We start from the raw sequence: 23,502 nt of genomic DNA on the forward strand, positions 1-23,502 counted from the left end.
AATGAAAAGGTTTCTCAAAATCCCAAATCAACTAATCTTTAAGTAAGTACGAAATTAAACCTACAATAATAAAGGTGGTGCAGGTTATAAAGCATACTGAAAATAACTTCCCGAGTGGTCAACTAGGAATATTTAGAAGTATCATTTCCTACAGGAGGCATTTTAGTGATCTCCACGGTTTTACTTTGTATGTATCATTCCTCAGTGCCAGCATATTCAGCCATTGCTCATCCGGTCAGTTATTCAGGTATTCATGAGGTCGTTCACTGAGTCAGCCCTCCCTGATTTATCGTGCTTCATTCAGCGTTCTCAATGGATAAAAACATCCCAGCTCGATTGGCTGGGATGTTTTACTTAATTATCATATTTAAAATCAAAGGAGATCTTAGATACCTTCAGATCTATACCAGTAAGCGTAAAGTCAGTGCCGTATGTAGCCAATAGCTCTGTCCTGATAGCTTAGACGCCCGCCTAAATTAGACGGGTACCTAACTATGGGATCTCAATCCTGGCGTTCTGAACCACGGAAAAATTATACAAATGACTTTAAACTTCGCATGGTCGAGCTGGCTTCTCAGCCCTGAGCCAACGTTGCTCAGATTGCCCGCGAATACGGCATCAATGACAATGTCATCTTCAAATGGCTAAGGCTCTGGCAGAACGAAGGCCGCATAAACAGCAGCATCGACACGGTAAGGTACCTCCAGTTTCCCACATTCATCGAAGCAATGTAGGCGGTGAGGGTTTTCCTGCTGCGATACGCTCCTGTGCATGGTCACCGAAACGGCGCAAGTCGTGGATAATGATCAATTGCTGCCCAGAACACAGAGTTGATCCGCTGTGAATCCGTCAATTCTTCATTAAGTCATTCCATGGAAAACCTCTGCCTGAGTTGAGAATAGCGCCAGTAAAAAGAATGGGATGCTACGTAATTAAATCGAGATGCCGGGCTGAGTACCGGCCCGTCTCAGAGCCGGTATTGTCGTTATGGTAATGTCTCAGTACTGGCTGCAACCAAACGAACGTTCTGCGCTACTGTAGTGTTTAGTGTTTAGTGTTTAGTGTTTAGTGTTTAGTGTTTAGTGTTTAGTGTTTAGTTCGCTGCTTCGCCATGTAGCTGAGACGGAAAGTCAGTGCGTCCAGCGTGTTCCTAAAATCGTTTTTTGAGATCTAAGAAACTCATAGGGTTATCCGGAAAGTGAACTAGTTCCCGGTATTCTTGGTAGTCACGCATCCTCAACGCACTTAACCACGCTTTCTGGATAAGAGAGGCCAGACCCGTCCCGTTATCGTCGTAGCTACCCAGTGAGTTAAAACTGTCGGTATTGACGAGCAGGGCAATATGATAATGCTTCTTACCCCCTAGGTCGGGTTGTTCCCGAACCCAGATATATCGAAGGGTACTGCGGTGTATTCGCTTCCCTTCTCTGGCTTTTCTTTGTAAGTAAGTGGTGATTTTTTCCTTCAACGATTCGATGAAACGGGACATCAGCCCCTGGCTTAGATCCGGGGCAGAGAGAATACTGTCGCCAATATCACGGTATTCAGGCAGACGAAGGTCCACCCGAATAACGGTCGTGCGTGAGTGATCGTTGAGGGCATTCCAGATAACTTTCATGATTTGTTGCAGGTAATGGGTATTGAAGGGTACCTTGCGTTCACCCAGTGCCACTTCGTTGATGTTATTGAAAATAAACATAATATTTTCATCCACCTGTCGATTTCAGGCAAAGAGATGCCCTGCCGGGTCACAGACAGGCACAGTGGATATGTGGATTCGGATTTATGAGGCTGGCAGGGATACGGGTTACTAAAGGTGTGGTTTACTGCCGTACTCAACGCGACTGTCCTGCTGCTCACCTCTGGAATGTTGTTTAAGTGTTTGTATAGCAAGGAGTCGATATGCCTGTTATCAATGTTAATAACAGGCATATATTATCTATCCGACACTCGCTCACTTTCGCATAACCTTCTGGCATACCGTTTAGCACACTGATTTATAAAACAAAATCACTCTGAAGTTAGCTGTTCCATACAATATGTATTTACCCTTGAATGGGGGGGTACCCCTTCAGCATTTCGAGTGGCTCAAATCAACGGTTCGAGTACTGTGCGGTACGCAAAGCAGACGTACTCATCCATCATGCTGGTGAGCCTGTGGTTCTCGGTCTGCCGGTCATTAACCCAGCTATTGACCTCCTCGCCTGATTTTAACTTCAGATTTTCAATCCAGTCAGCAAGACTATTTCCCAGCATCAAATCGTACCAGCACAGCCAGACAAGCTTTAGACGGAGCTCAGTTCCGCTGAACTGTTGAAACAGGCTGGTGAGTTTATTCGCCAGTGAACGTTGTTTTAAGCGGACACATTCAGAAAGCAGGACACCTTCCAGCATCGGATGATGGACGAGCAAATGCTCCTGCGTACATAAACTGACGCTCAGGTCGTCCTCAAGGGATAAGGATGCTGTCGATGCTTTACCGTAAATGATTCGGTGCAGGCATTGCGGAACAATCGCAATAACCGGGTCTTTCCCAGGAAATTGCAGACATCCTACTGTCAGGGCATGGGTGTAATAAATATTCTGATGGCACATACCCTGGCAAACGGCCAGTTTTGTAAAACCCATCAGCCAGGTTTGGTAATATTTATGGAGCTCTTCGTAACGGGGTTTGTAGTCTTTCATTCAATAATCCTTGGGGTCAAAGGGTACGCAGCCAGAAGCAGCCGATAGCATCGGACAGTGACTCTGACTACCAGGGAATAGGGTTAACGGGTGTTTACAAAGGAACGGAGCAGTGATGTTCGATAACGCTTTATATGCCCCTCAACGGGCGATTGTTGAGTTATTTAAAGAAAAGGCGGGTTTATGCTCCTGTATCTGTCGTTAAAATGATGCTTTGAGGCGGGTGTTGAATTTTTTATTCAATCCTATCAATGCGTGATGAGTTACCCACTTGAAAAGTTTCCGCTTCACAACGACGGCTCCCGGGATATCTCGATCCTCTCCAGTACCCAAGCATGTACCTCGCTGTGCAGCCAACGGGAACTGCGCCCAAGTTTAATCGGCTTGGGGAACTTACCTTCGCTGATAAGTTGATAAAACCATTTGTCGCTCAAGCCGGTGAACTCGGTGATAAAAGCCATCGTGACCAGATGGTCGTTGGTTAGGTCGGGTAATACGGTCATGGTAGTGCTCTCCGATTGGTCAAAGGGAAACCGGAGTCGGGCGGGTAGGGCTACGTGCTTACCCTGCTGACTCTGCTATACCAACCGGGGTTGTTGTAAAAAATAAATGCAGGCCGAACTGCTATTGACTGCGGGGTCTGCCCAAACCACTTGGCGGAGGGATTTCGTTACACCCCCAAATGTACTGACCGTCCTTCTGTTCCTCTTTGGCCAGATAGCTGATGATGTAACGCAGTCCGTTGATCCCTTCTTCGTCGTTATAATTAACTGGCTCACCGATATCGATATCTGCGACATAAGACGCTTTGTACTCACACCGATTGTAATAACCCTGATGATCAGTGATGTCCTGCCAGACAGCGCGTACCCGTTCAGCGACGTGGTACGTCGCCTGGTTGGTGTGGCCATTGAGGTAAAACACGATATGCGCATGGCACCCGTGCCGATGCGTTGTTTCCAGTACCCAGAAATAGCCGACGGTGTTTGATAGCAACATGGTCTTTTCTATCAGTGCACGGACTTCTCGCTGTGTATCACGCAAGGAATGGTTGCTAAAACGCCATGAGCCTGTTTTGTAGAACAGATCGACTCTCAGCACCTGCAAGCGCGCGTAGCGTGCCAGTAATTGATTTAGGTGGTGGTTAATCAGGGAGAGAAGGAACCAGTTCATTGTGTAGCCAGGGTTGAAGGGGTAGGGAATGTGCATTGGGTTATCCTCTGTCGTATGTACAAAGGAAGGGGACAAAATGTATTTTTTAGTTACCAGACCTTCTCAACGTTGATCAGTTGGCACTGACGTTGAGGTGAATTGGTAGCTGATCGGGATGCGTGCAGGTTCGAGGAGTAGACACTTTGGCTTATTCTTCTGCGAGTAGGTGTGATTTTACGTCTAGGGAGATAGGAGCAGATTCAAGTCTTGCTTCTGGAGATAGAAGGGGAGAGAACACTGCTGGTTTCCCTTAATTATACTAAAAACCCAAATATTCTACCTGGTATTCCCCCTGGTTTTAATTGTGTGAGGCTTAGTGTTTTTCCGTGAAGCCGGGTTATTATGTCTAGGTGGATTACAGTTATCGAAGAATAAAATCAATTATATGAAAAATAATAACATTTAAACGATAAGATATGCATAATCTTCAATATGATTAACAGGTGGATATAAGCATGGGTGACCGTATAACCTTTAATATTCGTACTCCAGAGACTGTGCGCGTACTGGAAGAGTACAGTAAATCACAAGGGATCTCCCGTTCGCAGGTTATTGCTACATTGCTGGACGCCACTATACCTATCCTGAAAGATGTTAATCGCTATTACCAGCTTGCGGATGAACTGAATACACGGTTGTTATCCGGCGTCTATCAGCAGGATTTACCGCAAAGACGCAATGTTGTCGCCGCTGAGAAGTATTGCCTGGAACTCTGGGAAAGTAAGCTACAGGCAGGAAAAGGTTATGACTTTGACAGCGTCAATGGCGTGATGCATGTTCGTGAGCGGAAGCGACACTATCGTCGGGATAATGCTATCGGCAAAGTGGAAAGCCGGTACATCAAAGATCTCTGTCTATCGCTTCTGGAAAAGTCAGAGCTGGATGCCCATTACGCCTGTTTTATTTACACGGAAAGGAAAGTTTTTATGGATAAGAAACAGCAAGAGGAAGCCTCTTCACCCGTAAAACTGGCTGCGGGGGATGCGATCATTTTGCTGGTCAAAGATGTCGTTTATGGCGAGTTCTTTTTTGATCTTGCCAGTGCCCTCTTTATCCGCGTGGTTGATCTGATGTCTTTCGGCACGAAAGGGATTCCAGAGACAACAAAAGATCCGCGGGTATACTGCTGGATACCTATTTTGTTCAGTGGTCATAACGCAGTGATTGTGCCCGTTTATCGGATAAACGCTCTGACGGGACCCACGTTGAGAAGACCGGAAAAGGTCACTGTGGTTTATAGCGCGAAAAAATAGTCGCCAGATAAGGAAGTCATCCCGTATACCAAAGTCAAACCAAGGTGCAGGTTACCGATGTGAAAGGTCAACAGGGGCAGTTATTTATGCTTGAGATTGTAAATAGCTATCTGACGTTATTGAGGGATGCTGAAATTTTACACATGCAGTATTCGTGAGCGGGTGAACACTGTCTTTGGGTGGGAGGAATGCGGACAGTGCTCATATTGCCCCTGAAGTTGCTGTGCCAAACAACTCTCTCGGCTGGCACAGCAGGTGTCCCCCTTTTAGAAGGTGTAGCGCACACCCAGCAGCACGTCGTTCGACGTCACCGACACCTTCGCCGTTTCACTGGCTCCCCGACGCGTCGTGTAATTCGCTTCAACCTCCCCCGCATCCACATAGCGGTAACTGAGGTCCATACTGACGTTATCCGTGATGGCCCAGTTCACGCCCGCCCCTACCGCCCAGGCAAAATTGTTGCTGCTGCCCGAGTGGTTACCGCTTCTCGTCGTGTCATCCCGCTGACCGGTGCTGATTTGCGTATCCGAATCGACGGTGTGCTGGTCAAGCGACAGGTGGCTGAACCCCATGGCCGCAGAGACCCAGGGCGTGAACGGGGTGCTGTTATGAATATCCCAGTAAGCATTTAACAACACCGTCTGGAGTTGCACCTCCAGGCTGTTCTCTTTCTTGCCCTCATAGTCCGGGTAACCAAACGAGGCTTCGTTGTAAGTTACGCCGTTATTGGCATTCGCCTTCCCGTAGCCGGTATATTCCAGCTCCACGCGCATAGGTACGTCAAATTGCGGATGAAAATCGTAACCCGCCGCCAGCGACCCCGCAAAATTGTTGTCACGTTTACTGCCAAAATCCGAGGGGATAACGTCTGAGCGGTAGCTCAACGACTGGTCGCCCAGATTCATTATCCCTACGCCGGCCTTTCCCGAGAGATAGAGACCATTTTCAGGGGCCGCCAACGCAGAGGCCGACACCAGCGACAACGCGCCCGACAGCAGTATTTATTAAACATCATTGCTCATTCCTTGTGAGTAAATCAATACACCATGCAGCCTTTGTCGTCCAGGGGGAAACCGTATCGCCATGTGAACAGCCAGGGTTTTGCACACCCCATTTCCGAAAAAATAACGTTAACCCGTACAACACATTCGATTTCATATCAGCGATATAATTACGCAATAAATAGATTATGACGATCGATATATTATAATAGATCGATTATAACGATAAATGTTTGCCATTATGATGTCTGCATGCAGTCGAAGATGGCAGGCAGCAGCCCCTCTTATTCGGCGACAATTACTTTGGCCGGATTGCCCTGAGCGGGACGCTGACGACGAATGAAAATATTTTCAGACAGATATTATTCCCATGACAACTACAACGACCGTAGTGAACCCGTGAGTTCGCTTCAGTCGCTTCATTTTCTGTCTTGAGGAACGATATGAATCAACATGAAGGGGTGAAGGCTATCAGCCTGTCGCTGTCCGCGTTACCGGCAGCAATGGCCAGTACGGTATTGCAACACGTGCGCCATCTGACGGATTACGAGCCGGTGATTGGCATCATGGGCAAAACCGGGGTGGGGAAATCCTCTCTGTGCAATGTCCTGTTTCAGGGGGATATTTCCCCCGTCAGCGATGTCAGCGCCTGCACCCGCGAGGCGCTCTATTTTCGGCTGCAGGTGGGGAACAAAGGGATGACCATCGTGGACCTTCCCGGCGTGGGTGAAAGCCGACAGCGGGACAGCGAATATGCGCAGCTTTATCAGCAGATATTACCCCGGCTGGACCTGGTGCTCTGGGTCATCAAAGCCGATGACCGGGCCCTGGCGGTGGATGAGCATTTTTACCGACATGTGGTGGGTGAGCCTTATCGCGACAACGTGCTGTTTGTGGTCAACCAGGCTGACAAGATTGAGCCTTGTCACGAATGGGATACCACTAACCAAGCACCATCCTCTCTACAAAAAATCAACGTCAGCCATAAATTACGAGATATCCGCTCTCAGTTTTCCCCTAGGAATCCAGTCTGTGCAATATCAGCAAAGTATGGATGGGGACTGACTCAAATGGTTGATAACCTAATGCAGACTTTACCTGCAAAAGCCAGCAGCCCCTTTCAAACCCAACTAAACCATAATCTCAGAAGTCATTCTGTCAAAGAGAGTGCGCGTGCGGACTTTAGTAAATCTGTAGGTGGAGTGCTTGATAAAGCAGCTATGCTGCCATTTATACCTGAAGCAGTTAGAGCACTAATTCTCGGCGTGCGTGACTCGGTGGTTTCAGTCGCCCGCGCCATATGGGACTTTTTCTTCTGAATTAACAGTACCTCTTATCCCCCAATTTAAAGGCCTGTTGCTCACGCAGCAGGCCTTTCTTTATTTCATTTTGAATGACAACAAAGGAGAATTTATGGCCCGTTTATCTTCCCGCTTTGGCTCGGCCAATATAATTCGCCGTGACCGTCCCTTAACTCGCGACGAATTATTTAGCACCGTTCCCAGCGTATTCAGCGAGGAAAAACATGGATCACGCAGCGAGCGACCTATATTCCCCCTATCACTCTTCTCGACAACTTGCAGAAAGACGGTTTTCAGCCGTTCTTTGCCTGTCAGACAAGGGTTCGTGATCCCGAGAAGCGTGAGCATACCAAACACATGCTGCGCCTGCGTCGCGAGGGGCAGATAACGGGTAAACAGGTTCCCGAAATCATTCTTCTGAATTCGCATGATGGTTCAAGCAGTTACCAAATGCTGCCGGGATTATTCCGCTTTGTCTGCCAGAACGGGCTGGTGTGCGGCGAAACGTTTGGCGAGGTGCGTGTACCGCACAAAGGCGACGTCGTTGGAAAGGTCATCGAAGGCGCGTATGAGGTGCTGGGTATATTTGATCGTGTTGAGGAAAAACGTGAGGTCATGCAGTCATTGATTTTACCTCCACCAGCGCAACACGCGTTGGCAACGGCGGCCATCACTTACCGTTTCGGAGAGGAGCACCAGCCAGTGACTGCAGCACAGGCTCTGTCTCCCCGTCGCTGGGAGGATAGGTCTGATGACCTTTGGACAACTTATCAACGGATCCAGGAAAACTTAATCAAAGGTGGTCTTAACGGGCGAAATGTAAAAGGTAAACAAGCCCGCACTCGTGCTGTTAACTGTATTGATGGGGACGTGAAGCTGAACCGTGCGCTTTGGGTGATGGCGGAGACCTTGCTGGAACATACGCAAGGCCGTGTACCGGTTTAAGGTATTGCATGGATGTTTGCCATTGATAGGACTGCGGACACACCTTGTCCGATATTGATATCGATTTTTTCACAGATGATCACCAGAAAAGACTGCCAACCCGCATGGCATCTACATTCCATCGGAAATAAAAATATTTCATATTGTGTCCATAACCTGTCCCCCCATCTAGTTAAAGTAATCACATCATTTTTCTGTCAGTTAACTTTCAACGGAGACTACGCAATGCCACAGCCTGAACGTCGCTATGACCGGCTGGCCGTAAGGTTGTCACTGATTATCAGCCGCCTGTTAAGTGGTGAAACACTGAGCGTACGCAAACTGGCGGGAGAGTTTGGGGTATCAGTACGCACTCTGCGTCGAGATTTTAGGGAGCGGCTGATGTACCTTGATCTGGAATATCAGAATGGATACTGTCGATTATTGCCTGATGATAATTTGATTCGTCAGGAAAAAATCGTAATGAACTTTGCCCGACAAAGTGGTGTCTCCACAATGCTTCCTGGCCTTAATACTCGTTTGGTAAATACACTACTATCCAGTAGCGTTGATGCTCCTTGTATTATCTGGGGGGTGAAGTCTCAGGGTGAAATATTTTCAGATGATATTTTATATAATATTATTTTCTCTATAACTCAACTGCGGAAAATTAAATTAACTACAGCAAGTCATCTTTGCAGGATAATTTCACCATATCGACTCGTGCTTTTTAAAGGAAATTGGTTTTTGGTTGGGGAATCTTTCGAGGAAATATCTGTTCATAGACTATCTGAACTAACGGAAGTTTGCGTTCTAAATGAAAAATACACACCGAATGATGAGGTAAGTCAAATAATTACTAATCCGCAATTTATGATTGCATTACCACACTTTAGCTTTATTCAGAATGTTATCTTGTGTTTTCTACGGGGAAGCATTAATTGAATATTAAATTTATTAAGGATAGGTTGATGAAAAAAATAATATATATATTTATTTTAGGCATAGTGGTTTGTGGAGGAGTCAGTGCTAAACCATATGGTGGTATTTTACCTGCGAGCGTAAATTACGAAAATGGAAATAGATTTTGGTGCGATGCACATTTGCAGATGACCAGGCAGTGTTCTGCTCCAGAGATTAACAGTGAGGACTTTATGGTTATCGTAAAGTCATCACCAACTAAAAATTGCGTGGGGGGGCATTGGGGATGGGTCACAAAAATTAGCAGCAATGCAGGTCAAGGCGAAGGAGCGACTATCGTTCCAGACAAAGGAACCAATCTTACAGTGAAAGATCTTTGTCGTCCGGGCACACAAGTAACCTTCTTACCTAATAGCAAAAGGCCGGAATATGACGACTTGGTAGTAAAATATCAAGGGCGAGAAATACTTCGCTATAAAAGTTATAAATGAACTTATTATAGACAAAAATAATATGGAAATCTGAATGAAAGTGAAAAGCCCCATTATATTAACAATATTATTGTCATCAACGTTTCCTGTTCTTGCTATTCCAAATATGTGGAGTAGCGGCTTCGGACAGGGCAATGCGGAATACACTATCACCAACACGGATAATGTGGCCTTCACGATCAACTGCACCGGCAATCCCGACAAGAATGGAATACTTGAGCATGGTGTAGCCGTCACCTTAGCTAATGGCACGACTGTATATCCTGGGGATCAAGATCCTAATATTATTGTTGTAATGAGTGACCAACAGTATTGGATCCCTGCCTCTCTCGGGTGGCGAAATGCCGATAATGCATGGGTATCGTTCATTGGAGATATTGCGAAGGCTCAGAGTTTCGATGTTTACATCAATGATAAGAAGGTGAGCAGTTATCAGGTCAACCTGAAAAATGCCCAAAAGGTTCTTCCACAAGATGGTGAATGTACCGAAATTTATTACCGATAAAGAACGCCGAATTTCAAACCCATTTTTTGTTGAGCCCCTGTCGCGTATGCGACAGGGGTTTTTCATTTTAAGGATCTGCTAAGGCTGTACAGCTAATGCTAGCAGCTGCAATAGCCCCATCAAAAAGCATTCACTCTCAGGCCATGCCTCCTTCGGGACGCATGGCCTTTTCCTTTTATGTCACTCTAATAAGGATTTAATCATGAAATTAGCCAGCCGCTTTGGTGCAGTTAATCTTGTACGCCGCGATCGGCCATTAACCCGTGATGAACTTGCGCACTTTGTTCCCAGTGTATTCAGCGAAGAGAAACACGAGTCGCGCAGTGAGCGATATACGTATATCCCGACCATTTCACTTTTAGACAACCTGCAGCGTGAAGGCTTCCTGCCGTTCTTTGCCTGTCAAACCCGCGTACGTGACCCAAACAAACGCGAGCATACTAAGCATATGCTCCGCCTGCGCCGCGAGGGGCAGATCACGGGGAATCAGGTCCCTGAAATTATTCTGCTCAACAGCCATGATGGTTCGAGCAGTTATCAGATGTTGCCGGGACTATTTCGTTCAGTCTGCCAAAATGGCCTGATTTGCGGTGAGTCGTTCGGGGAAGTGCGCGTGCCACATAAAGGCAACGTGGTGGAGAAGGTTATCGAGGGAGCATACGAAGTATTGGGGATATTTGACCGGGTAGAGGAGAAACGCGACGCCATGCAATCTCTGTTGTTATCGCCACCGGCACAACAAGCGCTGGCAAAGGCTGCGTTAACCTATCGCTTTGGCGAAGAGCATCAGCCGGTGACCGAATCACAAATTCTCAGCGCCCGCCGCTGGCAGGATGAAAGTACCGATCTCTGGACCACATATCAGCGTATCCAGGAAAACCTGATCAAAGGTGGACTGTCGGGGCGAACGACCAAAGGCAAGCGTGCCCATACTCGTGCCGTGAAAGGTATCGATGGGGATGTGAAGCTCAACCGGGCCCTTTGGGTTATGGCAGAAAACATGCTGGAGCTGGCCTCCTGATCCTTCTCTTATCCATTTTCAATTCACTGAATGTCATCACGATAAGGCCGCTATCTCACCGGATAGCGGCTTTTCTTTTATTGGAGTTAGCCATGCAATATCAAACCCACCAGCGTGTTATCCAGATGGCGCTGACCCTGCTGGAAAAACAGATGAAACAAAAACCCGTTAGTTTTAATTCCAGCGCCGAGACCCTGCAGTACCTGCGTTTACAACTTGAGCAACTCGAACGCGAGGTGTTTATGGTGCTGTATCTGGATACTCAGCACCGCCTTATCGCCAGTGAAATGACATCATTGGGCACCATCAACGCCACCTCTGTTTACCCACGGGAAATCATCAAAAGTGCCTTAAGCCACAACGCGGCGGCTGTGGTTTTTGCACACAATCACCCATCGGGATTTGCAGAGCCCAGCAGTGCAGACCGTTCCGTGACAGAGCGCTTGATCGAAGCATCAACTCTGATGGGTATCAAGGTGCTGGATCATGTCGTCATCGGACACGGTGAATCGATATCTTTCGCCGAACGCGGCTGGCTGTGAGGAGATTCTCTGATGACTTCAAGTTCTAAAGCAGTGACACCGACTGAAGCCTGGCAAACTCTGCTGGCATATCTGTTCCAGCAACATTACAGCCTGACGATAAATGAAACGCCGTTCAGTGAAAGCCGGGTCATACAGGAGCATATCGATGCGGGGATCTCGCTGGCAGATGCAGTGAATTTCCAGGTTGAACGCTATGCACTGATTCGGACAGACCGCGATGGTTTTTCCTGGGAAGAGCCTTACCTCAACGTCGTCGATGTTCTACGTGCGCGGCGGGCTACCGGAATATTTTCTCAGACAAAAGGGGAGAGGCCATGAACGATAACACTTCTTCCAATACTGGATTATATCGTATCAAACAGGTTCAGGAAGCTGAACCAGACGCGTGGCTGGATCTTTGCAGGGCCGTGACTTCCGCTTATCGCTACATAAGAACGCAATCGCAAACCACAGGCCATCCCAGCCTGACCATCTGCGAGCATTCAGGTAATACGTCGCTACGGTTTGACGATAGTTTAATTGGTCTAGGCGTCATTTCGTTTAACGGAAGTGGAGCCCGCCAGCAGGCAGGGGATGCATTTATACTGACTCGCGGAATGCATCAAACAGCCGACTATCGCTGCAATACCAATAACCTGCCTTATGGTTTTTTGGTCAGGGTGGTTATTTTATTAGCTAACTACTATTGCCCTGCCACCTGGCAGATAAATACGGATATTCCCCTCTCTGATTGGCAACAAACAGCTGACTGGATCGCTAAGTATCTAAATCTTGCGAGCCGCATTCCTGATTTGAACGCCTGATTTTTCTTGTCCCGACTCTCCCAGCATAATGCGCCAGCCATTCCCGGCAGGCGTGTTTGCTTTTGTGCATGGAAAACTAATTATGCAGACAGAACCTGAAGTACTAACTGATCACACTGAACTCATCTGCTCGACCAATCTCGAGCGGATCGTTTCCGGGCGTAACGCAGCGCTGGCACAGACTGAAGCCGTTATCTGCCAGCTTGAAGGCATCTCGGCAACTACCAGCAGCATTGGCGGTGGAGTTGCAAGAGACTGGGCCATGCGACAAGACTTTCGCTGTGGCTGCTGGCTTATGGAGAAAGCAGAAACGGCAATGAAGGTGATTACCTGCAATCTTGATCGCGGTATATGGCGAGATTTGATGAAGAAATCGGGAATGCTCAGTTTGATGGATGCCCAGGCAAGGGACCAGTGGAACAAAAACCTTGAGGGGGAGAATATTCCTGCCATCAGCGAGGCTAATATTCTCAGTACCTTTGAGCAGCTACATCTAAACAAAATGGATGTCTTTGAACGTGGGATCATCAACGTCTTCAAAGGGCTATCATGGGATTACAAAACCAACAGTCCCTGTAGCTTTGGTAAGAAAATTATCATCAACAATCTGGTGACTTACAATCGCTGGGGTTACAGCCTGAACTGGGGCTGGCGCAGAGACCAGTTAGCCGATTTGGAGCGCATGTTGTTTTTGCTGGACGGAAAACCGATCCCTGATAACCGGGGCGACATAACTACCCGACTCATGGAGCATGTGCGTGATAACCCGAGCCAGCAGTCGTATGAAGATGATTACTTCTATATTAGATATTTCCAGAAGGGTACCGGGCACTTGACGTTTAAGCGCCCAGAGCTAATCGACAAGATGAATGACATCATTGCGAAACACTACCCCGAAATGTTAGCGCAAAGCATCTAATCTAGGCATTTCTGAAATCTGTTTTTCTTCAGAAAAATCACGTAAAATCTTAAAACTACCAATTCACTAACTTATTGATTTTATTTTATTTTATGTCAAAATCAATTGAGTATATAAGTGAGTATACAAAGTGGTGGTGTATCAATTTATTTACTTATAATTCAGAAGGTTGAAATTGATTGGCGAGTCCGGCCTTCGCACCATTAGTATGTAAAGAGACGTCTACGGACGTCTTTTTTTATGTCTAAAATCCACTCCCCGCAAGGCTTCTCTCGCTTTTTCAGTCAACATAAGTCAACCTGATTCAATCTACATCAACTTACTGATGCGGGTACATTTGCGGGTATATCCCGGTTCGATAATGTTTGTACCCACACAGAACCCTTGAAAGGATACTCAACATGGCTCTGAGTGATGTGAAGGTTCGTACGGCGAAGCCTGAAGAAAAAGCCTATAAGCTTACTGATGGCGACGGCATGGTATTGCTGGTTCACCCGAACGGCTCAAAGTACTGGCGGCTGCGATATCGCTTTGGCGGTAAAGAAAAGATGTTGGCGCTGGGGAAATACCCCGAAGTCTCGCTGGCGGATGCCAGGGCTCGCCGGGATGAAGCCCGTAAGCTGTTTGTAATGGTCAACTAAAACTGTAATGGTCAACTAAAACCGGACACGGATTTAGGCACATTGCTGTAGTCGGCGTTCATATTCATCCGGTGATATATTTCCCAGACGATAATGCCGCCTTTTCAGATTATAAAAACTGTCGATATAATCGATAACATCAGCGATACCCTGACTTCGGGTTTCATAACGACGATAGTTAACCCTCTCAGCTTTCAGGCTGCGGAAAAACCTTTCCGTAACAGCATTATCCAGGCAGTTACCTTTTCGGCTCATGCTACCTGTAACATCCAGTTCCTGCTGGCAGGACTGGAACTGCGCGCTGGTATATTGCGCCCCTTGATCGCTATGGAACACCACAGACCCTGTGGGTCGTCGTTTATTTATGGCCAGCCTTAAGGCCCGGACAGTCAAGTCGCTGTCCGGTTTGTCTGAGAAGGCCCAACTCACTATTTTTCTTGAACATAAGTCCATCACGATAGCCAGATATAACCAGCCCTGAGCGGTACGCAGATAGGTAATATCACCTGACCACCAGGTATTCAATGTCTCTGGATTAAACTGCCGGTTCAACAGATTAGCGGCCACGACAGCGGGTTTTCCGCCGCGTGGATAGCGATGACGCCCGGGCCGTTTAGCTACCAGTAATACGTTTTTCATTATCTGCCGAACGCGGTATCTGCCCACGTTAAAACCTTGTTCCCGTCACTCGATGCACATGCGCCGGCTGCCATATGTGGCATCCATTTCAGCGTGAACATGCTTAGCCGCCGCGTGCAACATCAGAACATCGGGTTTGATCATTGGCCGACTACTACGGGCATAAAACACGCTGCGCGTGAGCGATAAGCAGCGGCATACCTGTTGGATATTTGCACCGACCTTCTTCAGTTTCACCGCGACTTTTTGTCGTTGTTCATTTCCATGGCGAAGAAGGCCGAAGCCTTTTTTAACAGGTCATTGTCGCTCTGCAACTGCCGTACCTGCTTTTCAAGTTCTTGTATTCGCCGTTGTTCCGGTGTTATAGCACTGGCTATCGGCGTATTTCCGCGGATCTCTCCGCGATACTGCCGTAGCCAGCGTTGTAAGGTTGAAAGGCCAATATTCATTGTTTCAGCAGCCTGAGTCACTGGATAGTTATGTTGAATAGCCAGATTGACACATTCCTGTTTGAACTCATGGGTAAACGTTTTTTTTCGCATTCTCACCTCGTTAGTATTGCTCATTATATCTCTAACAAAGTGTCCGGAATGATTAGACCATTACAGACGCCCGGGCGTTACAAGTACTGATTCGCTAAGGTTTGCAACCATATATCCGGTGTCATTAGTAGGTTAAGTTATCTGTGCCATGATGTTATCCGAACCCTGTTTCCTTATCACTACACCGGTATATGATTACCTAGGTCAACTTCAGGCTGTTACAGGGACGGTAGCCGTTTTCTCATCAGTGCCTGCAAACTCAGCGAGACGCGTTTTCTTTCACGCGGTATTGAGTCAACTCACAGCAAAAGCCTTATTCATATTAAAATCAACATCATCAGCTAGAACTCGCCAGATGATCCGGGTCAGTTTATTCACCAGAGCTACGGTCGTTTTCAGAAAGCCTCGCAGGGCCTCGAGCCTTTTCAGCCAAAGACCTCGGTGGTCATCACGCTTTTTTACGCAGCGCATCACTGACCGCACACCATGGATGACTAATGTTCTCAGTCTGCGATTGCCATTTTTTGTCACTGAGCACAACCTTTGTTTCCCTCCCGAACTCTACTGCCGGGGGACCAGACCGCACCAGGCGGATAATTCTCTGCCGTTGGAGAACTGTACTGTATCTACTTCACTGATAAATGCCGCTGCTATACATGCTGTGGCAGTGGCACCAGATATGTAATGGGGCTGATAAGTGATGATTACAAATATATGTTTTAGATAAGAACGCGGCGAACTTTAGTTTGAACTCTGCACTGCTAAGCCTATTTTCAGTTAGAGAGCCAATATTAAGTAGTAAAATTAATGGATTGGGGCCGTGATGAGCGGCTCCCCCTATGGCAAGTGATTCTTGCTCTGCGGGTGGAGCCGTGAATTATTGGTAGATTTCCCCGATGAGGCCCTGGTGAGGCGATATCAGCATTTGCAGACAGAGCAGGAAAATAAAGATTACCCATACAAAGTGTATTGATATTTTTTAGCTCCGTCACAATAAATATAAACACTTAACATGATGACGGGAACGGGTGAAAACCACTCTTGAAACACTTTAAGGAAAATGATATTACAAGCAGTTGTGATCAATTAATTTATACCCGTCATTTTTCACGATAAGGTGTGTTGGCAGTGTTCAAATCTGATCCTGGCGGATTTGTCACCCGAATCACTTACTTTTGTAGGCTTATTGGGATGATGAACCTCAGCCCCACCCTACGGGTCAGCACTGGCTGTCTTCCTGCATCTCGAAATCTATAGGGTAGTATTGCGATTTTAACTATTAAAACAGGAAGGCATGTTCCGAAAATGAATATTAACGTTACCGATAAACCCAATCCGCAGGATGAAGAGTATGTTATTGATGGCCTTTGGGCTCACAATGATAAAACGCAGACTGTAGACATTCACCCGCTGTTTTTAACGGTGACTGACGACGACGGTACAATTGTTGCCGGTTTGGTTGCCAGAACATGGTGGGGTGGGCTAGAAATTCAGTATCTTTGGGTCAGTGATGAATATCGTAAAAGCGGTTATGGTCGTCAGCTAATGGAAAAAGCGGAAGAAGAAGCCTTGAAACGTGGATGTCATATGGCTTATGTCGATACTTTCGATTTTCAGGCCAAAGGTTTTTATGAGAAATTAGGCTATCGTGTATATGGCAATTTAGGCGGGTATGCCAAAAAGCATACACGACACTATCTGGCAAAAGAAATTTAACTCATTCTTCATCGGCGAGGTTGCCATGGATTTGCCCGATATAAATAATGAAATTTATTTCAAGGGCCTGATTGCCATGATGGAACACTTAAGTGAGCCATGGGGCATTAAAGATCTGAACTCCCGCCATATATATATGAATAAGGCCGCTTACCTTTATACGAATACCCCGCTGAGTTTTGAAGTTGAAGGGAAGATGGATTATGAGTTTCCCGGAAATTGGACTGAATTTGCTTCTGATCTGATAGAGCATGACAAACGGACAGAAGAAACGCAGGATCGGGTTACTGTAATAGAAACCCATTATTGGTATGGGAAAAATACTCTGACCCCCTTTATCAGTGAGAAACTGCCTGTTTATAACGACAAGAAAGAAGTTATTGGTGTGATGTGGAATGCTAAACCACTTAATACCTTATCCCCACTAAAATATATCAACCAACAAAAACCCAGTATTCTGACAACTGAAGTTAATAACAGTATTTTCACTCAGGCTGAGCTTGACGTTATATTTTTAATGCTGCAAAGACTTTCTGTGAAAGAGATTGCGAAGATATATAACATCAGCACTAAAACGATAGAAAACAGAATATATACAATTTATCAAAAATCTGATGTCCACACGCTGCAACAGTTTGAGGAGTTTTGCAAATTTGCGCATTTGGATAATTACATTCCCGATCGCCTGGTGGCAAAAGGAATCCAGTTTATCTGAACAACAAGGTACACCTTATCGTGATCAACATTGAAGATTATCCATTAAGCCGGGTGCCACAGGATAAAAGAGTTTCATTTTTAAGTGTCGCTATTGTTCATATGGGTATGCTGACCGCGCTGGATCAATTTATGCTCGGCGCTGTACTCGGTAATTCCATGACGCTGACTGATGCATTTACTGCGATTCTCATCGGCAGCATAATATTTGGTGTAGTGACTTATGGCCTTGGGCTAGCAGGGATGCGCGAGGGTATTTCTGGCAGTCTATTGGCCCGTTGGTGCGGCTTTGGGCGCTTAGGGTCAGCACTGATAGGGATTGTGGTGGCCATTAGCTTGCTAGGTTGGTTTGGTATTCAAAATGCTATTTTCGCTAAATCACTGGATTTCGCCTTGGGCCATAAACTCGGGTTTGGATTCGCAGCTGCTTTATCCGGAAGCCTGTTAACTATCCTGGTAGCTTTCGGTTTTAAAGCATTGCGCATTGCTGCCAGAATTGCAGTGCCGATGTTTATTTTGCTGGTGGCTTATATCTCCATTAGCACACTGTCGGGCCATAATTTGAATGAAATTATCCAACTGATTCCACCGGGTGAATCTCTATCTATTAGTGCGGGCATTACTATCGTGGTCGGTGGAGCCATTGTGGCGAGTTTAATGACGCCAGATCTGACGCGCTATTCTAAAAACAGTAAACATGTCCTTGGCGTAACAATATTCACTATTGTAGCTGGCGAGTTTATTGTTAATGGGTTGGCAATCTTGATTGCTAAAACTCTCGGGACGGCAGATGTCGTGACAATCATGTCCCAAGCTGCTGGTGGTGCGGGTTTACTGGTTGTGGTGTTTTCCACTTTAAGGGTTAATGATCTTAATCTGTACTCGTCTTCACTCGGCATAGTTAATGCGGTCGAAGGGCTGACAGGCAAAAAACTAAAATATATATCAACCACTTTGGTTATTGGTGTGCTGGGCACCACATTGTCTGTGCTGGGGATACTTGACCGGTTTGTCGATTTCCTGACGGTGCTTGGCGTGGTATTCCCACCGATTATTGGCATTATGTTGGTGGATTATTACGTGTTGCGTTCTCATCGCAAAATCTTGGATAAAAGCCGGCAAGAAGGGAAATTGCCTGATGATAAACAAACACCTGTTATTGGCTGGGCCGCAATTGTTGCCAGTATTGTCGGCAGTGTTATTGGGCTTGTAACCGAATGGGGCATCCCGACAATTAATTCACTGGTTGCTGCTAGTGTTATCTATTGGATATTTAAAGTGGCGGTCAGTCGTAATCAAAAGTCAGTTGAATCGGAAGAAACGGTTTAATGCTAGGATAAGTAATATAATACTCCCCGAAGCATGGGGAGTATTATCAATCTTCATCTCATTATTTAAGCAAGAATGATTGACCCTGTTTCAGCACTAAATCACAGGCTTTGGTTTTAATTTTTTCTGTAATTTGTTCGCTACTCAGGTCGTTTAAATTCAGGTTCTTCCCTTCACCAGTTTTCAGCAATCCACCAAGGCCTTCTTGATAGTCCTGACTTTTGGCATTTTCAGTGCTAGTGATCCCCAGTTTACTCATTAATTGATCTTTAATCGCCGTCGTGCCGTTGGCTGATAGCACGTTATTTTGAACGCAATACTGCAAAATACCCGCAGCATTGGTCATAGTACTGGCACTCAGTGTTTTATCGCCGCCATTAAGTAAACCGGTCAAAGATGACAGTGAAGACGAGCTATCACCTGATCTACTGTACTGGTCCGCGGCACTTTTTACTGAGTCTAATAAGCTATTTGCGTTAGCTGAGCCGGCCAGCAGTAAGGTGGAAAAAGTCAAAGCCAGTATCAGGCGATGAGTCGTGTTCATAAAAACTCCTGTGTTACTGTGGGATCACAGCTCGGGATTATCGTAATCATTATCTTCGGCACTAAGAATAGCTCAATGAAGGCATTTTACTGATAGGTGTTATCTGATAACGCGGATTATGTAGATTAAGAGTTTATCTGTGGTAGCGATAGGGTGCGTGATGGTATGTATCTTGAGGTCTGCATCACTGGCACTAATCCTATACGGCAGGTCGCGGAAGTTTTCTATTCAAATATATGAGCCACTTTTACACTCAGTTGTTTTGATGAAAATATTCCGCTTCATGTTAATGCCCATACCTTAAGCATAAAACCTCCGGATAAGGATCAAAATAGCGTTGCTGGGACAGATAGGCATCAGGGTATTCCGCCAGATAGTGTTTGAGCAAAGTCATCGGGGCGAGCAGCGGTTGGCTACCTTGACGATATCGCAGAATGAGTTGTGCCAATTCGTTGCGCTGCCGCGGGCTAAGTTGGTGACTGAAATAGCTTTGGACATGTTGTAATACATTGGTATGTCCCCGGCGTGAGGAGGGGCGACTCATCAGGGCCATCAGCCGATTTCGATATTCAAAGGCGCACTCATTTATTGATTCCCATTTTTCGAGGGCCGCCACAAAACGGCCCAATTCTCGGTAGGCGGGTTGTGAATGCGCCAGCAGCAATAATTTATAGCGGCTATGAAATGCAACCAAACTGGCGCGACTCATGCCTTGTTGCCATAGCTGGTTAAACTCGTGCAAAGCATAGATTCGCGCAACAAAATTCTCTTTCAATTGCGCGTCACACAGTCGGCCATCTTCTTCAATAGGTAGCCACGGCATTTGGCGCATCAATTCTTGGGTAAAAATACCCGTGCCACTTTTGCGGTTGTTTTTACCCTCGGCTTCATATATTCGTACCCGCTCCATGCCGCAACTGGGTGATTTGGCACAAACCACATAGCCACTGAGGTGTTGTAGTCCAGCAATCCTTTTAGCTGAAAACGTCTGCATGGCGGATGTCAGGTCGGTTTCCGGTTGATTGCTAAAACTGATTCGGACTTCATTTTCCCCAGCTTTAACCAATCGCAGAGCAGGGCGAGGAGAAGGCAGGCCCAGAGCCATTTCGGGACAAACGGGTTCAAAGCGCACGAAGGGGGCTAATTCGTCGGTGGCAAATGCCAGGCGTTTATGCCCGCCATCAAAACGGACTTTTTCACCTAACAGGCAAGCGCTGATGCCGACGACGATTTTATCTGACATGGAGTTGCCTCATTCTCGATTGGGATTAGGGTTTATTTATCTCCATTATAGTTAAGGCCAGTATTACCACCGCGTTCTTAGTCCTGAGGATTAAGTTTGGGTGTTGCTCAACGCGGGTGAGAAATTAATGTGGGAAAGAAGACTGGGCAGCGCGAGGTAACGACTGCCCGTATCGATTAAGGCATTAGACCAATAAAGACGGTTTTCTTACGTGGGCCGGTCATCAGCCCCTCAAGTTGTTCGACACACTTCAGATAATGGGGCGTTTTCTTATGTGCTGCCACCGCATCTTCATCAACATAGGCTTCATAGATATAAAAGCGCGTTGGGATTGATTCATCCTGCAAGACATCAAAACGTAAATTTCCCGCCTCTTGGATTGATCCCAAATGATTAGCGCGGAAAACCTCAATAAATTGCTCAACTTTGTCATTTTTCACATTAATTTCGACGAGGGTGACATGCATACCTTTCTCCTTGTCATTGCTTGCCAGCCAACGGCTGGCCACCATGTTGGTTTAACCCTTTTCATGTAAAAACAGTTTGTATGCCGTTTCTGCATTCTCGTTTTTATGCACTACAGCATGAACCGCTTTCAGCATGGCTATCGGCGCTTCTGATTGGAAGATATTCCGGCCCATGTCGACACCTGATGCTCCCTGATCAATAGCCTGATAGCACATTTCCAGCGCATCCCGCTCAGGTAACTTTTTGCCACCAGCAATGACGATAGGCACCGGACAACCCGCTGCAATTCGTTCAAATCCACTGTCGACATAATAGGTTTTAATCACTTGGGCGCCCATTTCAGCGGCGATACGGGTCGCCAGAGAGAAGTAGCGTTGGTCGCGCGCCATATCTTTGCCCACACCCGTGACGGCCATGGTCGGCATACCATAGCGCAAGCCTTGGTCGACTAACTGGATAATATTCTTAATTGACTGATGCTCATGCTCGGTGCCGATATAAACCTGTGCCGCCACCGCGCAGGAGTTAAGCCGCAGTGCATCTTCCATCGCGACGGCCACCGCCTCGTTGGATAAATCAGTCAGAATTGAGTTTGCCCCCGATGCACGTAGAACCACTGGGCGATTGGCTGCCGCTGGCACAATGCTACGCAAAATACCACGGGTGCACATTAAGACATCGGCATATTCAAATAGGGGGGCGATATTGATATCAATCCGCTCCAGACCGGTCGTCGGGCCCTGAAAATAGCCATGGTCAAATGCCAGCATGACAGTGCGGTTGGTTTTTGGATTAAAAATCCTTGCCAGGCGAGACTGCATCCCCCAATCCAGCGAACCACAACCTTTAAGTGTAAACGCAGGGTTTTGCTGCGGTACGCCAATACCGAAATCTTTACCGTCTTTGATATCGTCTAAATCAGCCATCTGTAATTACTCCAACCGGAGGTGAAAGATACTATTGGCCCGCAGCCATATCACCACGGGCCGCCGAGATTAGAAATCGTATTTGTCGATGTTTTCTTTGGTGAAAATGACGCGCTGCGGCAGTAATACAATGCCGTTACCTTTGGCCTCAAAGTCATAACCCTGAACACTGTTCGGGACGACTTCGACCACACCAATATTCGGGATATCCATTTTATCGCCGACATTCAGATCGCCTTTTTTCAGCATTTCATTGGCGACATATACCGAGATTTTGCCTTGATTAACCACATCCCACAGGCCAAATTCCTTGACCGTGCCGCGTTCAACATAAGGGCGCATCACATTCGGAGTGCTGAAGCCGACAATAGCCACATTGTCGCGTTTCAGGTTTTCTGCTGCTTGGGCCGCAGCGGGGAGGGCGTTGGCATCCGGAGCAATAATGGCATCGAGATCACCATAGGCTTTCAAAATACCCTCGGCGGTTTGTAATGATTTAGTGGCATCGTTATAGCCAAATTGAGTGGTAACAATTTCCCAGCCGGGATGCTCTTGTTGGATTTTTTTCTTCGCCTCATTTACCCATTGATTCTGGTCAGTCACTGTTGGGCTGGAATAAAAGAACGCCACTTTGGCTTTGTCCTTTTTCACCTGATTTGCTGCCATATCGACCAGCATCGAACCCAACTGATTTGGGGTGCCTTGGTTGATATACACCGAGCGGCATTCAGGTTTAGTGTCAGAATCCCACGTCAGAATTTTGACGCCGCGTTGCATGGCGCGTTTTAATGCAGGGCACAGGCCATCGGGTGAAACCGCAGAGACCACAATGGCGTTATAGCCCTGATTGACGAAGTTATTGATTAATTGAACTTGGCCGGAAACACTTGGTTCGGTCGGGCCATCATAGGTCACATCCACACCCAACTCTTTACCCGCATCGACAGCACCTTTACCGCCGCTGGTGAAGAAGCCAACCCCGACCAATTTCGGGATAAATGCGATGCGCTCCGCCGCTTGTGCAGCATTTATAGCGCTAAAAGTGATGCCGGCGAATCCGAGGGCACAAACCAGCGCCAGTTTTTTTAATCTTTGTGTTTTCATGGCTATCTCCGATATAGGTATAGAGGTGTTGGCAATTTTTTTATAAAAAAGAGCA

25 protein-coding genes and 5 pseudogenes are annotated in these 23,502 nt (G+C 46.7%); 16 read left to right on the forward strand and 14 right to left on the reverse strand.

The window, feature by feature from the left end; translation table 11 throughout:
* Positions 1 to 494: 494 nt before the first annotated feature.
* Positions 495 to 677 (forward strand): annotated as a pseudogene (locus tag F0T03_RS21640) (transposase); the annotation flags it as partial.
* A 473-nt stretch (positions 678 to 1,150) separates the two neighbouring features.
* Here F0T03_RS21640 and F0T03_RS03055 read toward each other — a convergent pair.
* From F0T03_RS03055 to F0T03_RS03070, 4 genes are all read right to left on the reverse strand, one after another.
* Positions 1,151 to 1,714 carry an inovirus Gp2 family protein gene (locus F0T03_RS03055; protein ID WP_246169924.1) on the reverse strand — a complete coding sequence of 188 codons (564 nt, stop codon included), beginning with the start codon at positions 1,712 to 1,714 and terminating at the stop codon, positions 1,151 to 1,153.
* 374 nt (positions 1,715 to 2,088) lie between these two features.
* Complete coding sequence (locus F0T03_RS03060; RefSeq protein ID WP_159677200.1) at positions 2,089 to 2,685, reverse strand: hypothetical protein; 597 nt, start codon at positions 2,683 to 2,685, stop codon at positions 2,089 to 2,091.
* A 287-nt stretch (positions 2,686 to 2,972) separates the two neighbouring features.
* Positions 2,973 to 3,188, reverse strand: a complete 216-nt coding sequence (locus F0T03_RS03065) for a helix-turn-helix transcriptional regulator (RefSeq protein ID WP_159677201.1) — start codon at positions 3,186 to 3,188, stop codon at positions 2,973 to 2,975.
* Positions 3,189 to 3,309: 121 nt separating this feature from the next.
* Positions 3,310 to 3,894: a YagK/YfjJ domain-containing protein gene (locus F0T03_RS03070; RefSeq protein ID WP_159677202.1), complete on the reverse strand. Its 585-nt coding sequence runs from the start codon at positions 3,892 to 3,894 to the stop codon at positions 3,310 to 3,312.
* A 458-nt stretch (positions 3,895 to 4,352) separates the two neighbouring features.
* Here F0T03_RS03070 and F0T03_RS03075 point away from each other — a divergent pair, with 458 nt between their 5' ends.
* Positions 4,353 to 5,150 (forward strand): hypothetical protein, encoded by a 798-nt coding sequence (locus F0T03_RS03075; RefSeq protein WP_159677203.1) that lies wholly within the window; start codon positions 4,353 to 4,355, stop codon positions 5,148 to 5,150.
* 266 nt (positions 5,151 to 5,416) lie between these two features.
* On the opposite strand, the gene F0T03_RS03080 is transcribed toward F0T03_RS03075, so the two are convergent.
* Complete coding sequence (locus F0T03_RS03080) at positions 5,417 to 6,124, reverse strand: outer membrane protein (RefSeq protein WP_159677204.1); 708 nt, start codon at positions 6,122 to 6,124, stop codon at positions 5,417 to 5,419.
* A gap of 470 nt (positions 6,125 to 6,594) precedes the next feature.
* Here F0T03_RS03080 and F0T03_RS03085 point away from each other — a divergent pair, with 470 nt between their 5' ends.
* From F0T03_RS03085 to F0T03_RS03135, 11 genes and pseudogenes are all read left to right on the forward strand, one after another.
* A complete protein-coding gene (locus F0T03_RS03085) occupies positions 6,595 to 7,470 on the forward strand; it encodes a GTPase family protein (RefSeq protein WP_159677205.1) in 876 nt (291 codons plus the stop codon).
* A 94-nt stretch (positions 7,471 to 7,564) separates the two neighbouring features.
* Positions 7,565 to 8,397: pseudogene (locus F0T03_RS03090) on the forward strand (DUF932 domain-containing protein).
* A 225-nt stretch (positions 8,398 to 8,622) separates the two neighbouring features.
* Positions 8,623 to 9,321, forward strand: coding sequence for a helix-turn-helix transcriptional regulator (locus F0T03_RS03095; protein WP_159677206.1), 699 nt, complete (start codon positions 8,623 to 8,625; stop codon positions 9,319 to 9,321).
* Between the two features lie 26 nt (positions 9,322 to 9,347).
* Positions 9,348 to 9,788 carry a hypothetical protein gene (locus F0T03_RS03100; protein ID WP_159677207.1) on the forward strand — a complete coding sequence of 147 codons (441 nt, stop codon included), beginning with the start codon at positions 9,348 to 9,350 and terminating at the stop codon, positions 9,786 to 9,788.
* A gap of 34 nt (positions 9,789 to 9,822) precedes the next feature.
* Positions 9,823 to 10,293, forward strand: coding sequence for a hypothetical protein (locus F0T03_RS03105; protein ID WP_159677208.1), 471 nt, complete (start codon positions 9,823 to 9,825; stop codon positions 10,291 to 10,293).
* Between the two features lie 199 nt (positions 10,294 to 10,492).
* Entirely contained in the window at positions 10,493 to 11,314 is an 822-nt protein-coding gene (locus F0T03_RS03110; RefSeq protein ID WP_159680649.1) for a DUF932 domain-containing protein, read from the forward strand.
* A 92-nt stretch (positions 11,315 to 11,406) separates the two neighbouring features.
* Entirely contained in the window at positions 11,407 to 11,856 is a 450-nt protein-coding gene (locus tag F0T03_RS03115; RefSeq protein ID WP_050085524.1) for a JAB domain-containing protein, read from the forward strand.
* Positions 11,857 to 11,868: 12 nt separating this feature from the next.
* The gene (locus F0T03_RS03120; RefSeq protein ID WP_050085522.1) at positions 11,869 to 12,177 is read left to right on the forward strand and encodes a TA system toxin CbtA family protein; all 309 of its coding nucleotides are present in this window, start codon (positions 11,869 to 11,871) and stop codon (positions 12,175 to 12,177) included.
* The gene (locus F0T03_RS03125) at positions 12,174 to 12,662 is read left to right on the forward strand and encodes a hypothetical protein (protein ID WP_159677209.1); all 489 of its coding nucleotides are present in this window, start codon (positions 12,174 to 12,176) and stop codon (positions 12,660 to 12,662) included. Before F0T03_RS03120 ends, F0T03_RS03125 begins: the two co-directional genes overlap by 4 nt.
* 82 nt (positions 12,663 to 12,744) lie before the next feature.
* A complete protein-coding gene (locus F0T03_RS03130) occupies positions 12,745 to 13,581 on the forward strand; it encodes a DUF4942 domain-containing protein (protein ID WP_159677210.1) in 837 nt (278 codons plus the stop codon).
* 401 nt (positions 13,582 to 13,982) lie between these two features.
* Positions 13,983 to 14,204 (forward strand): annotated as a pseudogene (locus F0T03_RS03135) (Arm DNA-binding domain-containing protein); the annotation flags it as partial.
* Between the two features lie 51 nt (positions 14,205 to 14,255).
* Here F0T03_RS03135 and F0T03_RS03140 read toward each other — a convergent pair.
* The 4 genes and pseudogenes from F0T03_RS03140 to F0T03_RS03155 form a co-directional block, all read right to left on the reverse strand.
* A pseudogene (locus F0T03_RS03140) lies at positions 14,256 to 14,894 on the reverse strand (IS3 family transposase); the annotation flags it as partial.
* A gap of 12 nt (positions 14,895 to 14,906) precedes the next feature.
* A complete protein-coding gene (locus F0T03_RS03145) occupies positions 14,907 to 15,098 on the reverse strand; it encodes a hypothetical protein (protein WP_159677212.1) in 192 nt (63 codons plus the stop codon).
* On the reverse strand, positions 15,095 to 15,403 hold the full coding sequence (locus tag F0T03_RS03150; protein ID WP_159677213.1) for a transposase: 309 nt from the start codon (positions 15,401 to 15,403) through the stop codon (positions 15,095 to 15,097). The genes F0T03_RS03145 and F0T03_RS03150 overlap by 4 nt, the downstream gene beginning before the upstream one ends.
* 294 nt (positions 15,404 to 15,697) lie before the next feature.
* Positions 15,698 to 16,117 (reverse strand): annotated as a pseudogene (locus F0T03_RS03155) (transposase).
* A gap of 591 nt (positions 16,118 to 16,708) precedes the next feature.
* Between F0T03_RS03155 and F0T03_RS03160 the strand changes: the two are divergent.
* Genes F0T03_RS03160 through F0T03_RS03170 form a run of 3 tightly spaced genes read left to right on the forward strand, consistent with a single transcriptional unit; the run spans position 16,709 to position 19,162 of the window.
* Positions 16,709 to 17,119 (forward strand): GNAT family N-acetyltransferase, encoded by a 411-nt coding sequence (locus F0T03_RS03160; RefSeq protein ID WP_159677214.1) that lies wholly within the window; start codon positions 16,709 to 16,711, stop codon positions 17,117 to 17,119.
* 25 nt (positions 17,120 to 17,144) lie between these two features.
* Positions 17,145 to 17,834, forward strand: a complete 690-nt coding sequence (locus F0T03_RS03165) for a helix-turn-helix transcriptional regulator (protein WP_145554793.1) — start codon at positions 17,145 to 17,147, stop codon at positions 17,832 to 17,834.
* Between the two features lie 20 nt (positions 17,835 to 17,854).
* Positions 17,855 to 19,162, forward strand: coding sequence for a cytosine permease (locus F0T03_RS03170; RefSeq protein ID WP_145554792.1), 1,308 nt, complete (start codon positions 17,855 to 17,857; stop codon positions 19,160 to 19,162).
* A gap of 61 nt (positions 19,163 to 19,223) precedes the next feature.
* Here the strand turns inward: F0T03_RS03170 and F0T03_RS03175 are convergent, their stop codons facing one another.
* From F0T03_RS03175 to lsrB, 5 genes are all read right to left on the reverse strand, one after another.
* Positions 19,224 to 19,706 carry a YjjA family protein gene (locus F0T03_RS03175; protein WP_159677215.1) on the reverse strand — a complete coding sequence of 161 codons (483 nt, stop codon included), beginning with the start codon at positions 19,704 to 19,706 and terminating at the stop codon, positions 19,224 to 19,226.
* 286 nt (positions 19,707 to 19,992) lie between these two features.
* Positions 19,993 to 20,949, reverse strand: coding sequence for a YbgA family protein (locus tag F0T03_RS03180; RefSeq protein WP_159677216.1), 957 nt, complete (start codon positions 20,947 to 20,949; stop codon positions 19,993 to 19,995).
* A gap of 176 nt (positions 20,950 to 21,125) precedes the next feature.
* A complete protein-coding gene (lsrG, locus tag F0T03_RS03185) occupies positions 21,126 to 21,416 on the reverse strand; it encodes a (4S)-4-hydroxy-5-phosphonooxypentane-2,3-dione isomerase (protein ID WP_145554831.1) in 291 nt (96 codons plus the stop codon).
* A 51-nt stretch (positions 21,417 to 21,467) separates the two neighbouring features.
* Positions 21,468 to 22,343, reverse strand: a complete 876-nt coding sequence (gene lsrF, locus F0T03_RS03190; protein ID WP_145554789.1) for a 3-hydroxy-5-phosphonooxypentane-2,4-dione thiolase — start codon at positions 22,341 to 22,343, stop codon at positions 21,468 to 21,470.
* 69 nt (positions 22,344 to 22,412) lie between these two features.
* Positions 22,413 to 23,447, reverse strand: a complete 1,035-nt coding sequence (lsrB, locus tag F0T03_RS03195; protein ID WP_145554788.1) for an autoinducer 2 ABC transporter substrate-binding protein LsrB — start codon at positions 23,445 to 23,447, stop codon at positions 22,413 to 22,415.
* Positions 23,448 to 23,502: the final 55 nt, after the last annotated feature.

Origin of the sequence: Yersinia canariae (assembly GCF_009831415.1) — a bacterium.
Classification (GTDB): Bacteria; Pseudomonadota; Gammaproteobacteria; order Enterobacterales; family Enterobacteriaceae; genus Yersinia; species Yersinia canariae.